Origin of the sequence: Vibrio chagasii (assembly GCA_041879415.1) — a bacterium.
Classification (GTDB): domain Bacteria; phylum Pseudomonadota; class Gammaproteobacteria; order Enterobacterales; family Vibrionaceae; genus Vibrio.
Genome location: CP090851.1, coordinates 295,615 through 309,658 on the forward strand (window position 1 = coordinate 295,615; position 14,044 = coordinate 309,658).

Consider the following 14,044-nt stretch of genomic DNA (forward strand, 5'->3'; position numbering starts at 1 on the left):
GAGGCAGATTACCAGCCTTTAACTACGCCACCTTGGAAGATGTCAGAAGCTGCTTTGTACACTTCTTCAGTTTGGTAAGCTTTAACAAAGTTTTGTACGTTCTCAGCGTTTAGGTTCTCTTCACGAGACACAATTAGGTTCACGTATGGAGACTCTTTGTCTTCAACGAATACGCCATCTTTTTGTGGAGTCAGGTTGATAGAGCTCGCGTAAGTTGTGTTGATGATAGACAGTGCTACGTCATCAAGAGAGCGTGGTAGTTGTGCTGCGTCTAGCTCAACAATCGTTAGGTTCTTAGGGTTCTTAACGATGTCACGCACTGTTGCAAGAAGACCTGCGCCTTCACGAAGCTCAAGTAGACCTTGCTGCTCAAGAAGCAGTAGAGAACGGCCTAGGTTTGTCGGATCGTTTGGTACAGCGATGCGCGCGCCATCTTGGATTTCATCTACCGATTTCACTTCTTTCGAGTAACCCGCAATTGGGTAAACAAACGTGTTACCAGCGATTGTCAGTTTGTAACCACGGTCAGCTACTTGCTGATCTAGGTAAGGTGCATGTTGGAATGCGTTGATGTCGATAGAACCATCATCTAGTGCTGCGTTTGGTGTTACGTAATCAGTGAACGTCACTAGTTCAACATCTAGGCCGTACTTCTCTTTCGCTACTTTAGCTGCAACTTCTGCAACCTGAGCTTCAGCACCTGCCATTACGCCCACTTTTACTTTAGAAGTGTCGACTTCTTTATCACCACAACCTGCTAGAACTAGCGCTGAAGCTGCCGCTGCGATAGTTAGTAAACCTTTAAGGCTAAATTTCATAATAATCTCCTTTTAATAAATCTATTTAATTTGGTTCAGACGACTCTGTTTTTAGTTTGTTTGCGTATAAACGCTGAGTCTTATCTGTGGTCAACACGGCGAACTAATGAATCACCGATCGATTGAATAATTTGTACAAGCACAATCAACATCACTACGGTCACTGCCATGATGGTCACATCGTAACGGTGGAATCCGTAACGAATAGCCACATCGCCGAGGCCGCCACCGCCAACCGTACCTGCCATTGCTGAGTAGCTCACTAGGGTAACGAGTGTGATGGTTACTGAGTTGATAATAGTCGGTAGTGCTTCAGGAAGCAGAACTTTGCTAATGATTTGTGTTGGTGTCGCGCCCATTGATTGCGCTGCTTCTACAAGACCTGTTGGTACTTCAAGCAGTGCACTTTCGATAAGACGAGCAACAAATGGGATTGCGCCAATAGTCAGTGGAACAATTGCCGCTGTTGTACCGATAAAGGTACCAATCAGCATCTTAGTCAGTGGGATAATCGCAACCATCAATACCAAGAAAGGTACTGAACGGCCTACGTTGACTACCGCACCAAGAATTTGGTTAAGCTTAGTGTTTTCTAGCAAGCCGCCTTTTTTGGTGGTGTGTAGAATCACGCCTAGGGGAATACCGACAGCAAAGCCAACAATGCCTGCCACAGCAACCATGTAAAGTGTTTCGCCAGTTGCTTCTAATAGAAGGTTACCGTTAAGGCTGATCCAGTCAGCAATCTCGTTGAAACTAAAGGACATAGCCAAGCACCTCTACTTTTACATTGTTATCGCGTAGGAATTGGATAGCAGCATTATCATCTGCTTCGTTGCCGAACAGTTCAGCCACCATCATGCCGAACTTCACGCCGCCAGCGTAATCAAGGTCAGAACTTAGAATGCTGACATCGATATTAAATTTACGAGCGATTTGCGTCATTAGCGGAGCATCAACGGTTGCACCTGTGAACTCAAGGCGTACCAGAGGGTAACTGCCATCTACTCGAGTTTCTTGTAAGCGCGCTTGGTAATCTTCAGGGATTGTTAGATCTAAGGTTGAACGAATAAATTGATGCGCTAACTCAGTCTTAGGATGCGCAAAGATATCGCCAACCGTGCCTTTCTCTACCAATTCACCACCACCGATGATCGCCACTTCGTGACAGATGCTCTTAACCACATCCATTTCATGCGTAATAAGCAGGATAGTAATGTGTAGCTTGCGGTTGATTTCACGCAGCAGCTCAAGAATCGATTGAGTGGTTGCAGGATCCAGAGCACTGGTCGCTTCATCACACAACAGTACTTTCGGGTCTGATGCCAGTGCACGAGCAATCGCGACACGCTGCTTTTGACCGCCACTTAGGTTTGCAGGGTAAGTATCACGCTTGTCTGCAAGACCAACCAATTCAAGTAGCTCACTGACTTTCGCTTCGATAACCGCTTTATCTTTACCTGCTAGTTCTAGAGGTAGTGCTACATTGTTAAATACAGTACGAGAAGACAGCAGATTGAAGTGCTGGAAAATCATGCCGATGTTACGGCGTGCTTCGCTAAGTTCTGATTTGCTCAGTTTTGTTAGGTCGATACCGTCAACAATCACTTCACCTGAAGTTGGGGCTTCCAACATATTTACACAGCGGATTAGGGTACTTTTGCCTGCACCTGAAGAGCCGATGACTCCAAAGATTTGACCTTGAGGAATGTGGAGGTTGATATCAATTAAGGCATTGATTTCTTTAGTGCCTTGATAAAAAACCTTATTGACTTGATTCACTTTAATCATAGAGAAACCCGTGCAGGTAGAACAGAATAATATGTCGATAGCTCGCTCGATTTACAGATGATGCTATGGTGTTCCGTGATCTAAGTCAATAGATATTTTTACGTCTAGACGGCTAAACGTCGATTGTATTGCTGAGATGGAAACAAATCGTTAACGGACGCAAAACTAAATAGATAGTGATGAAGCAAATAAAGCGTGTAATAATTAATGATTAATAGAGAGTTGATAGAGAACAAAATTTTGTCTAAACCTGCTGTTTTTTTAGATCGTGATGGTGTGATTAACGTTGATCATGGCTACGTACATGATGAGCATGATTTTGAATACATCGATGGTGTGTTTGAAGCGGCGAAAGCGTTTAAAGATATGGGTTATTTATTGGTGCTTGTGACGAACCAGTCTGGTATTGCTCGCGGCATGTTTAGTGAAGACCGTTTTCTCTCTTTAACGCAGTGGATGGATTGGAACTTTGTCGATAATGGTGTTGAGTTAGATGGTATTTACTATTGCCCTCACCATGCTGAACACGGTATTGGTGACTACAAGCAAGATTGTGATTGTCGTAAGCCAAAGCCTGGCATGTTCATTTCCGCGCGTGACTTTCTAAAGATTGATATGGCTAACTCCGTGATGATCGGCGATAAAGCTGAAGACATGATGGCTGCAGAAGCGGCAGGTGTTGGCACTAAGGTATTGGTAAGAACCGGTAAACCAATCACTGAAAAGGGTGAAGCCTTGGCAAGTGTTGTCCTTGATAGTATTGCGGACGTACCTGCTTTCCTAAAAGGCTAAGACATTTCACTACCTTCAACGGTATAAAGATGAGGAACGAAGTATGAAAGCTATGTTAGTAGCATCTCTATGTACGGTAGCATTAATGGGTTGCTCTAAGTCAGCAGCGCCTGACACTACTACATCGGACAATCAATTCGTGACTTATCAATGTGAGTCTGACGTTTCATTTGAAGTGGCTTACCTTGATAATGAAAAAGCAGTATTACGTTTACCTGAAAATGAATATCGCCTGACTCAAGTAGCGGCTGGATCTGGAACCAAGTACATCTTAGATGATGGCACTGGAGAGCTAATCAACAGCGTTACTTTACGTACTAAAGGTGATAACGCACGCCTAGAACTTGGTCGTGTGGTGTATCGAAACTGCAGCAAGTAAGCCATCTTTAATCGCTAAGATTTACAAACAGTTAAGTGAGGGGATATACCCTCACTGCTTCTTTTCCTTCCTTTGACGTTAGACTTTTTATGAGCAAAAAACTCACTATTCTTGATATTGCTAAGCTGTCTGGTGTTGGTAAGTCGACCGTATCTCGCGTTCTGACCAATGATCCTAAAGTGAAACCTGAAACCCGTGAAAGGGTAGAAAGAGTAATTCAAGAATCTGGGTATACGCCTTCAAAGTCTGCGCAATCGATGCGTGGTGGTAGCCAAAAAGTGATTGGTGTAATCATCTCTCGTTTGGATTCTCCTTCTGAAAACAAAGCCGTCAGCACCATGCTGTCTGAGTTGTACCAAGCGGGCTACGATGTAGTGATCATGGAAAGCCAGCTCGACCGAGAAAAAGCCAACGAGCACCTACAAGTTCTAAAGCGTCGTAACGTTGATGGGATCATTGTGTTTGGTTTCACGGATTGCGATATTCCCGCGATTGAAGCTTGGGGACATAAAGCAGTAGTCATTGCGCTGGATACCGAGAACGTAACGTCTATTAACTATGACAACCAACAAGTGATCAATCGTGCGTTGGCGTATTTAATGGATCAGGGGATCTCTGATATCGGTTTTGTTGGAGTGGATCCTAGCGATAAATCAACCGGTGAACTTCGTCTAAAGGCTTACCTCGATTGGTGCGAGAACAGTGGAGTGATAGCGAACTATCGTACTGGTCAACTTCATCATGAAAGCGCTTATCAGTTAGTGGATGAAGTTTTGACTCCAACGACTCAAGCGATTGTTTGTGCCAGTGATACTCTTGCTCTTGGGGTCATCAAACGCTTGCAAGAACGACAACGTGAAGATGTGGTGGTGACTGGTGTCGGCGGTAACGATCTTCTTTCTTTCCTATTCCCTCGGGTCTTTAGTATTGATCCGGGCTACCAATCAGCGGGTAAACTAGCTGCTAATCTATTGATCTCTCAACTTTTAGGTAACACAGAGATCTCTCATCACACCCAATCACCGATTCAATAATCCATTCAACTAAGCGAAACTGAACCGCTTAGATTAAAATTAGACTGTGATCTCTTTCAATTAATGGGACTGTTCCCATTTTAATTTTTCATTCAGCTAGGCATTATAATAACCAGTTTTGGGAATGTTCCCATAAATCTAAATCTGAGTGGTTATTACTCAATGATTTAGATGAGTCATTGAATAAAACCAGGGTGGGGTAGTATGAGTAAGATAGCCAAGCAAGACATTGTGCGTCTTATCGAGTTAGTTGGTGGTAAAGAGAACATTGCGAGTGTCAGCCACTGTCTGACTCGACTGCGTTTCGTATTGAATGAGACAGAGCAGGCGAATAAAGCTGAACTCGAAAAGCTCAAACTAGTAAAAGGCTGCTTTACTAACGCAGGCCAATTTCAAGTGGTGATTGGCACCGAAGTTGACGAAGTGTATGCACTGCTGATTGAGCAAACGGGCAAAGAGGCCTCATCAAAAGATGAAGCGAAATTGGCTGCTCGTCAGAACATGAACTTCCTTGAGCGTGGTATCTCCCATTTAGCCGAAATTTTTGTGCCACTGCTGCCTGCCATTATTACTGGTGGTTTGATTCTTGGTTTCCGTAATGTGATTGGCGACATTCGCATGTTCGACGGCAAAACCTTAGTTGAAATCAGCCAATTCTGGGCAACCGTTCACTCTTTCTTATGGCTGATTGGCGAAGCGATTTTCTTCTTCCTTCCGGTTGGTGTGTGTTGGGCGACGGTTAAGAAGCTCGGCGGAACCCCAATTTTGGGTATAACTCTGGGTGTGACTTTGGTGTCGCCGCAGTTGATGAACGCTTACATGATAGGTAAAGCCGTTCCTGAAGTGTGGGACTTCGGCTTTTTCGTGATTGAGAAAGTTGGCTATCAAGCACAGGTGATCCCTGCGATGCTCGCGGGTGTGGCATTAGCCTTCATTGAAACCAATCTTAAGCGCATCGTGCCAGCTTACTTGTACCTTGTGGTTGTGCCATTTGTATCGATCATTTTGTCTGTGATTCTGGCTCACGCCTTTATTGGTCCATTCGGCCGTATGCTAGGTGATGGCGTCGCATTCGCAGCGAAAGCAGCCATGACTGGTGACTTCGCAATTCTTGGTTCAGTGGTATTTGGTTTCCTTTACGCACCTTTGGTTATCACGGGTATTCACCACACAACCAACGCAGTGGATTTGCAGTTGATGCAAGACTTAGGCGGCACGCCAATTTGGCCTCTGATTGCGCTATCTAACATTGCACAAGCTTCAGCGGTTGTTGGCATCATTATTTTAAGTAAACGTGAAGGTGAGCGAGACATCTCGGTACCAGCAGCAATCTCTGCCTACTTAGGCGTGACAGAGCCTGCGATGTACGGCATCAACTTGAAATACAAATTCCCAATGTTGAGCGCCATGATAGGTAGTGCCGCAGCGGCTGCTATTTGTGGTAGCGCAGGTGTGATGGCGAACGGCATCGGTGTGGGTGGCTTGCCAGGTATCTTGTCGATTCAACCGCAATATTGGTCTGTTTATTTAGTGGCGATGTTGGTAGCGATTGTATTGCCAGTGACCTTAACGCTGTTCTTCTACAAGCGTGCACAGTCAAAAGGTGATCTCGAAACAGCAAACGCGTAGCGCATCTTATAAGCGGTGACTCAATCCAGTCATCGCTTTTTTCCTTAGGTACGACTTCTATCGACCATGTGAACATGGTGATTTTTATTTATTATTTTTTGGTAAGTGAGTGTTAGAGATGGCGATGACTGAACATGATGAAAGCTGGTGGAAAACCGCAACCATCTATCAAATCTACCCAAAGAGCTTTTGTGACAGCGGCAGTAAAGGTACTGGTGATATCAAAGGGATCATTTCGAAACTGGATTACCTCAAACACTTGAGTGTCGATGCGATATGGTTAACCCCAGTTTACGCATCACCAATGGTCGACAACGGCTACGATATTTCAGATTACTACGCGATTAATCCTCAATTTGGCACCATGGAAGATTTCGACCAGTTGCTGGCTGAAGCGCATCAGCGTGGTATTCGTATCGTGATGGATATTGTGGTTAACCATACCTCCACTGAGCATGAATGGTTTCAATCCGCATTGGGTGATAAAAACAGCCCTTACCGTGATTACTACATCTGGAAAGATCCTGTAAACGGCGAAGCACCAACTAACTGGCAATCCAAGTTTGGCGGTAATGCATGGGCGTTAGACGAAGCGACTGGTCAATATTACCTTCACCTGTTTGCCAAGGAGCAGGCCGATCTGAACTGGGAGAATCCGGTCGTACGTGAAGAAGTGAAAGACGTTATTAGCTTCTGGGCTGAGAAGGGCGTCGATGGCTTCCGCTTGGACGTGATTAACCTGATTTCAAAGCAGCAAGATTTCCCTAATGATGATATCGGTGATGGTCGCCGTTTTTACACAGACGGCCCACGTGTGCATGAATATCTAAAAGAGATCAGCGAAGCGGTATTCCAGAAATATGGCAGCGTGACAGTAGGCGAGATGTCCTCAACTACATTGGAGCACTGTCAGCAGTATTCGAACATTGATAACAGCGAGCTATCGATGGTGTTTAACTTTCACCATCTTAAAGTGGATTACACCAATGGTGAGAAGTGGACCAATGCACCATTTGATTTCTTACAACTCAAATCGATCTTCAACCATTGGCAAACAGGTTTAAATGGAAAAGGTTGGGGCGCGCTGTTTTGGTGTAACCATGACCAACCGCGAGTGGTGAGCCGTTTAGGTGATGATAAGAACTACCGTGTTGAGTCGGCTAAAATGCTGGCGGCGTCTGTCCACATGATGCAAGGCACGCCTTATATCTATCAAGGTGAAGAGATTGGTATGACGAATCCAGGTTATACCGAAATTAGCCAGTATCGTGATGTAGAGAGTACTAATATGTACGACATCATGGTCAATCGCGATGGTGTGGAGCATCAAGATATGATGGCGATTCTAGCGCAGAAGTCTCGTGATAATTCTCGTACACCCATGCAATGGAATAGCGAAGCATATGCGGGCTTTTCAAAAGCTCAGCCATGGCTGGATGTTGCGAGCAACTACCCTGAGATCAATGCAGAGCAAGCACTGGAAGACAGAGATTCGGTTTTCTATTTCTACAAGAGTTTGATTGAACTTCGTAAAGAGGTGCCTGTGATTACTCATGGTAGTTATCAAGATTTGCTACCTGAGCACCCATCAGTATTTGCGTATTCTCGTGAGAGTGAAGAGCAGACTCTGCTCTGTATTAATAACTATTATGGTGAAGAGACGGAATGTGCGTTACCTGAGCGTTTTGATAGGACGAATGCCAAGTGTTTGCTTTCTAACTATCAAGAGACAGATGATTCAGTAACATCGCATCATCAAGTCTTGCGTCCTTACGAGACTCGTATTTTGTTGATTGAGGGCTAGCTAGTCAGGTCACTTTATTAAGGTCTATCTAAACACAGAATAAAGCTCATGACCTTCAGTACCCCAGTTGGTCATAAGCTTGCCAATAAGGCTTTGGATTGCTCCCCAAAGCCTTTTTTACATCAATGTGCGGTAGTTGGTAAAACTACGCCTTCTCGATTGCAGTCAGTTTAGCTGCTGATTCCTCGATGGTGGATTGCTCCACTGACATCAATTCAATTTGCTCTATCAGGCCAATTGTTGGGTTGAACCAACGCTCAGACGACGTGCCAAACTCTGTTGAATCCATACCGACACAGCCAATGTAGTAAGTGTTTTTCTCCGTAAGATTCGCAGCTTCGATCGATTTACCCGAAACAGTGAAGCTTTTACGAACACCGGTTTCATTAATTATTTGCTGCCAAGTGACTTGGCACGAGGCGTTAGATGGTAAGTTTTCAACCCACTGATTATCCTCAAAATCACTCAACATATTCGCGACGGCTTCTCCATCAAGCGTGATTTGCATTGAAATCGTTTCTTCACTGATATCAATGATAGGGTTGCTCTCTTTTACGTCAGTTCCTTTCAAACGGAATAGTGGGCTGCTGTACATCATTCTTGTGATGTATTGGCTACCAATGAAGTAAGCGTTGGTGATTTCATGTAACCCGCGGTCAGGACCTGCAAAATAAATACTGCCGCCTTCTTGTGTGCCTTCAGAGTTCGTCATGATGTCTTCAGAGACATAAAACTCGGTGATGCCGTAATTGACCAGGTCGTTGATAACTTGAATTTCCGCTTCATTACCTGACTCTTTTTCTAAAGCTGCAATGATGAGCTCACCACTTAACGGCGTGAAGTTCATTGTCATCGAGCCTTCAGTTTCACCATCTTTGGTAAATGCGTACTTTAATGCAGTGCTTGCTTGAGGCGCGAATTGAGAGTCGTTGATTGGGTAATCGACTTGGTTGCTTGGGCCTTTATTGCCATTAGTTGAACCAGAAGAAGAGCCGCCTCCGCCGCCACATCCATAAAGAGCAAAAAGAGAAGTCGCAAGCAGCGTCATGGTTTTTTTCATGTGAAGCATTCCTAATAATGTTGTTGACCTTGAGCGGTCGGATGTTTTTAGGAATGCTATTGATATGAGGGTTTATAGGGCAAAAAACGAAGACACATGAAACCTTAATTTATATTTAAGTTGCTGTTAATAATGGTTTTATATTTTTTAGTCCGATAGTTGGTGCCCGACAGCGGTACAGTAATTTAGCATCAGATTCTCCCATTGCTTGATGATCAGTGGCTCTTTGACACTGAGTTTTAGATTTTTCCAAGGCTGAAGGCAGGTCGATTTTGACTCTGGCTTGGATAAGCGCGCAAACAGTTCTTCCGATGGAACGACTCGTAGTAAGGCAACCAAAGACTCCATGTAGTTGAGGCGAAACTTATCCATGTCTCCTTGCTTATAAGCGATGTGAGATACCACCATATAAACCAGAGCATTTTCGATAGTCGAGTTCCCTGCGGTGTTAGTTAAGAATTCCTTCGAAGTTTGCAGATCTCTCAACTTGAAATGAATAATTCCCAGCCACAGCTTAAGTTCGTCTGGAATCAGCTTAAAGCGGGTTTGTACTAGGCTAGTAAATCGAATCAGTCGCTGGTGGTCTGTCTCAAATAGCGCTAGCTGGCGAGCGATTAGCGTTGAGGTCATCACGTTGAGTGGTGCGTTATCAAGATCGATAGTTGTGCCATTCAATAGAGCACTTAATGTGTGATTATCGACAGACCATTCTGGAGAGAGAGGAGCAGGCAGAGCAAAGTAGCTCGCAAGCTCTTGGTTAATCTCCATCAAGCTTTCGCTGAGATTGTCTATCTCAATAGAATAAACGCCCCGAAAGGCAAGCTTACCTGAGCTCGGGTAGATAAGGCTAACCTTAGCCGCGAGTCGTTTGTCGACCTCTTGGTCCTTCAGCTGAATATTAAGCAGATAGTCACTGGTACGCATGTTCTTTGCGCCAGGGAAGAAAGGAGAGCTATCTATTGGGTCCAAGAAGTAACTCGGGGCATCTTGGTTGGCTAAGTCGGTATAGGCGTACTCAATTTGTTGTTGAAGCAACAGAGCTTTAACCATCTTGCGATAACGTCTTGCGTTGTCACCGACCGCATCGATGCGATTGAGTAGCAGCTCAACCTTAGGAATTAACCTCTGTTCTCGTTCAACCTCAGAGGCATGATTCGACGATTGCCAAAACATATAGCCCAAGCTTGCTGTTGTGATCAGTAACACCAGAGTTGTTAATAGGAGGACAGAGGTCACTAGCGTCGGAGTTTTTCGCGCTTTAGGTTGTTCTGTTTCTAAAACTGTTTCTGCTGTTTCTGCTGTTTCACGTGCTGTGTTAGATAAGCTGACCGAGCTAGGGCTTAGGAAGTAGCCTTTACGCGGATAAGTGACCAAAATCTTGGTCGCGTCGCTCTCTGGCAAGTGCTTTTGTAGTACCGATCGAAGTGTGCTGATTCGATTGGTGAGTACGTTTTTGGAGATGAAATTACTTTGCCAAACCGCCGCGATAATTTGCTCTGCCGCTAATGGTTCTCCGACGCTCGTGAGAAAGAGCTCAAGTAACTCGATAGAACGAGGTTCTAAATCGATGACCTGCTCGTTGCAACTCAAGACACGTGTCGCTGGGTTGAATTCTAAACCTTCAATGAAGATCGAGGTTTGAGTGTCTTTGGCGCTGGAGAGGTAATCTTGCATAACGAAAGAGGGATAGCTTGTAAAAGCTAAATACTAGCTGTTTTCGTTATGAAAAACAGCTAGTAATTCATTGATTGGATAGCTGGTATTAAGACGCGTAGTTCACAGAATAGCGCGTTGGCTTATGATTCATCGCTAGTACGATATTCAATACCGCTGTACCTAGTACTGATACTGCAATTACCCAAGGCGATACAAAGAAGAACGAGGCAAACAGAATACACGCGTCGATCGCCATTTGAGTTTTACCCACAGAGATGCCGTAGCGATCTTGAATAAACAAACACAAGACGTTGAAGCCACCCAGGCTAGAACGGTGGCGGAACAGAATCAGCATACCTAAGCCCATCAATAAGCCACCGGCAACAGCACAGTAGATCTCATTATGAACTTCGAGCGAAATAACCAAGTATAAATGATCGGCAAACACAGACACTAAAGCGCCAGAAATCGCACTGCTGATCGCAAAGCTACGACCAAAACGTTTCCACGCCAATAGATAGAATGGACAGTTAGCGGCAAAGTATAAAATACCAAAGGTTACAGGCAAAAATTGACTCAACAGTAGAGCCAGACCAGTAGTGCCTCCGGTAAGCAGATTCGCAGACTGTAAAAAGAAGACGCCTAACGCTACTAAAAACGTGCCCGTCAGGACTGCAATCCAATCTTCTTTACGTGAGTGTTTTTCCATCGTTTTAATAATTACCTAATCAATAAAGGCGTGCATAGTAGTTAAAAACTTAAGCTTTCGGTAGCTAGAGGGGAAAAATTAAGGTAAACCTATGTAATCTGCGTTTTACAGGGTGTAAATCGTAAAATTGACAGTAAGGGGCATCTTTGGTTGGATAAGCCCGATAACCATGATGAATCTTATTTGTGATTATGAAAAAACTGCATGATAAAATTGCAATTAGCTCTTTATGACCTAGATCAAATTATGTAGAATGCGTCACATCAAAACGGCGACGGAAACGTTTGCTTTCGGTCGTTGTGTGGTTTTTTTGAAACTTTCAGTACAATCTGAGTCAGGAGATACAGATGCTTAAGCGTGACATGAACATTGCTGATTACGATGCGGATCTATTCGCAGCTATCCAAGAAGAAACTCTTCGTCAGGAAGAGCACATCGAACTTATCGCTTCAGAAAACTACACAAGCCCACGTGTAATGGAAGCTCAAGGTTCTCAGCTAACAAACAAATACGCTGAAGGCTACCCAGGCAAGCGTTACTACGGTGGTTGTGAGTACGTAGACAAAGTTGAAACTCTAGCAATTGAACGTGCATGTGAGCTGTTTGGTGCTGAGTACGCAAACGTACAGCCTCACTCAGGTTCTCAAGCAAACAACGCTGTATACATGGCGCTACTGAATGCAGGCGACACAGTTCTAGGTATGAGCCTAGCGCACGGTGGTCACCTAACTCACGGTTCTCCAGTAAATTTCTCTGGTAAGCTTTACAACATCATCCCTTACGGTATCGACGAAGCAGGTCAAATCGATTACGAAGAGATGGAAAAGCTGGCTATCGAGAACAAGCCTAAGATGATCATCGGTGGTTTCTCTGCTTACTCTCAAATCTGTGATTGGAAGCGCATGCGTGAAATCGCGGACAAAGTAGGTGCTTACCTATTCGTAGATATGGCTCACGTAGCTGGCCTAATCGCGGCAGGTGTTTACCCGAACCCAGTTCCACACGCGCACGTTGTTACAACAACAACGCACAAAACGCTAGCTGGCCCACGTGGCGGTCTAATCCTTTCTAACGAAGGCGAAGATCTTTACAAGAAGCTGAACTCAGCAGTATTCCCTGGCGGCCAAGGTGGCCCTCTAATGCACGTTATCGCTGGTAAAGCAGTAGCGTTCAAAGAAGCACTAGAGCCAGAATTCAAAGAGTACCAAGCACGCGTAGTTGCTAACGCAAAAGCAATGGTTGCTGAATTCCTTGAGCGTGGTTACAACATCGTTTCAGGTTCTACAGAGAACCACCTGTTCCTAGTTGACCTAATCAACAAAGACATCACAGGTAAAGAAGCAGATGCAGCACTAGGTGCAGCAAACATCACAGTAAACAAGAACTCAGTACCAAACGACCCTCGCAGCCCGTTTGTAACGTCAGGTATCCGTATCGGTTCTCCTTCTATCACTCGTCGCGGTTTCTCAGAAGCAGACGCGAAAGAGCTAGCAGGTTGGATCTGTGACATCCTAGATAACATGGGTGATGAGTCTGTTATCGAAGCAACAAAAGCAAAAGTATTAGAAATTTGTAAGCGTCTACCTGTTTACGCTTAATTTTTCTGGCTCAAATAGCTTAATTTCTGTGTCAAAGGTGCTCATTTACATTCGTAAACTCCGCGCCTTTTCCTTGAACTAAAGCTATTTGATTGAAAAATACGATTTGAAAGGTTCCTTTATAGGGACCTTTTTAGTTTTTGAGGTGCTGCGTTGTCGACCATGCTCACTTACATTCGTAAGCTCCGCGTGCGCTCCTAGAATTTCAAACAACTACTTTGAAAAACACTTTTAAAGGGATTCATTGAGTCCTTTTTTATTGGTATAGAATTGCTTTAAAGGTCCCTTTTGGGGCCTTTTTTGTATCTGGTGGCTGGTGGCTGGTGGCTGGTGGATTTGGGGCTAAGAGTAAAGAAAGGCGGGTATTAATAAGGGCTAATGCTTTCACATTAACCCTTTGTATTTTTTGTGTTGGTTTTACTTTTTGATGCTAAGTAGAGTGCCTGATTTACACTTGAACGAGTAGTAATGACGGCTTTCATTAAACTTACCTAAGCCTTCGCCATCGCAGTAGTCGATGTTGATGTCACGCATTACTTCTAGCGTATCTTCGCTGTTTAAAGCGAATTTAGAGCCATCAGAACAGACGATACGTACTCTTTCATCGTGGCTTACAGAGTAAATATCGACTTCGGTATTACACAGCTCAAAAGAGGCTTCACGAAAATTGTCTTGCTGAGTATTTGAAGCGCAACCCGCAGTAAGCGTTGCAGCGAATACTGCCAAAAGTCCGAGTCTTTTCATTGTTAATCCTTCACTATCATCAAGTTGGGTGAT

13 protein-coding genes are annotated in these 14,044 nt (G+C 44.4%); 6 read left to right on the plus strand and 7 right to left on the minus strand.

Features of this window, described 5'->3' with window-relative positions:
* Window positions 1-8: 8 nt before the first annotated feature.
* The 3 genes from L0991_01320 to metN all read right to left on the minus strand — a co-directional run bounded on the left by L0991_01320 (window position 9) and on the right by metN (window position 2,606).
* Window positions 9-818, minus strand: coding sequence for a MetQ/NlpA family lipoprotein (locus L0991_01320; GenBank protein ID XGB62725.1), 810 nt, complete (start codon window positions 816-818; stop codon window positions 9-11).
* Between the two features lie 80 nt (window positions 819-898).
* On the minus strand, window positions 899-1,582 hold the full coding sequence (locus L0991_01325) for an ABC transporter permease (protein XGB62726.1): 684 nt from the start codon (window positions 1,580-1,582) through the stop codon (window positions 899-901).
* On the minus strand, window positions 1,572-2,606 hold the full coding sequence (gene metN, locus L0991_01330; GenBank protein XGB62727.1) for a methionine ABC transporter ATP-binding protein MetN: 1,035 nt from the start codon (window positions 2,604-2,606) through the stop codon (window positions 1,572-1,574). Before metN ends, L0991_01325 begins: the two co-directional genes overlap by 11 nt.
* 240 nt (window positions 2,607-2,846) lie before the next feature.
* On the opposite strand from metN, the gene gmhB reads away from it, so the two are divergent.
* The 5 genes from gmhB (at window position 2,847) to treC (ending at window position 8,244) form a co-directional block, all read left to right on the plus strand.
* On the plus strand, window positions 2,847-3,398 hold the full coding sequence (gmhB, locus tag L0991_01335; GenBank protein XGB62728.1) for a D-glycero-beta-D-manno-heptose 1,7-bisphosphate 7-phosphatase: 552 nt from the start codon (window positions 2,847-2,849) through the stop codon (window positions 3,396-3,398).
* 43 nt (window positions 3,399-3,441) lie between these two features.
* Window positions 3,442-3,777, plus strand: a complete 336-nt coding sequence (locus tag L0991_01340) for an MliC family protein (GenBank protein XGB62729.1) — start codon at window positions 3,442-3,444, stop codon at window positions 3,775-3,777.
* 89 nt (window positions 3,778-3,866) lie between these two features.
* On the plus strand, window positions 3,867-4,811 hold the full coding sequence (gene treR / locus L0991_01345; GenBank protein ID XGB62730.1) for a trehalose operon repressor TreR: 945 nt from the start codon (window positions 3,867-3,869) through the stop codon (window positions 4,809-4,811).
* A gap of 204 nt (window positions 4,812-5,015) precedes the next feature.
* On the plus strand, window positions 5,016-6,440 hold the full coding sequence (gene treB, locus L0991_01350; protein ID XGB62731.1) for a PTS trehalose transporter subunit IIBC: 1,425 nt from the start codon (window positions 5,016-5,018) through the stop codon (window positions 6,438-6,440).
* A gap of 118 nt (window positions 6,441-6,558) precedes the next feature.
* Window positions 6,559-8,244, plus strand: a complete 1,686-nt coding sequence (treC, locus tag L0991_01355; protein ID XGB62732.1) for an alpha,alpha-phosphotrehalase — start codon at window positions 6,559-6,561, stop codon at window positions 8,242-8,244.
* 145 nt (window positions 8,245-8,389) lie between these two features.
* Here treC and L0991_01360 read toward each other — a convergent pair whose 3' ends face one another.
* The 3 genes from L0991_01360 to L0991_01370 form a co-directional block, all read right to left on the minus strand.
* Window positions 8,390-9,304, minus strand: coding sequence for a hypothetical protein (locus tag L0991_01360; GenBank protein ID XGB62733.1), 915 nt, complete (start codon window positions 9,302-9,304; stop codon window positions 8,390-8,392).
* Window positions 9,305-9,451: 147 nt separating this feature from the next.
* Complete coding sequence (locus tag L0991_01365) at window positions 9,452-10,978, minus strand: winged helix-turn-helix domain-containing protein (GenBank protein ID XGB62734.1); 1,527 nt, start codon at window positions 10,976-10,978, stop codon at window positions 9,452-9,454.
* An 88-nt stretch (window positions 10,979-11,066) separates the two neighbouring features.
* A complete protein-coding gene (locus L0991_01370) occupies window positions 11,067-11,669 on the minus strand; it encodes a YitT family protein (GenBank protein XGB62735.1) in 603 nt (200 codons plus the stop codon).
* Between the two features lie 347 nt (window positions 11,670-12,016).
* Here L0991_01370 and L0991_01375 point away from each other — a divergent pair, with 347 nt between their 5' ends.
* A complete protein-coding gene (locus L0991_01375) occupies window positions 12,017-13,267 on the plus strand; it encodes a serine hydroxymethyltransferase (GenBank protein ID XGB62736.1) in 1,251 nt (416 codons plus the stop codon).
* Between the two features lie 417 nt (window positions 13,268-13,684).
* On the opposite strand, the gene L0991_01380 is transcribed toward L0991_01375, so the two are convergent.
* On the minus strand, window positions 13,685-14,011 hold the full coding sequence (locus L0991_01380; GenBank protein ID XGB62737.1) for a hypothetical protein: 327 nt from the start codon (window positions 14,009-14,011) through the stop codon (window positions 13,685-13,687).
* Window positions 14,012-14,044 lie beyond the last annotated feature (33 nt).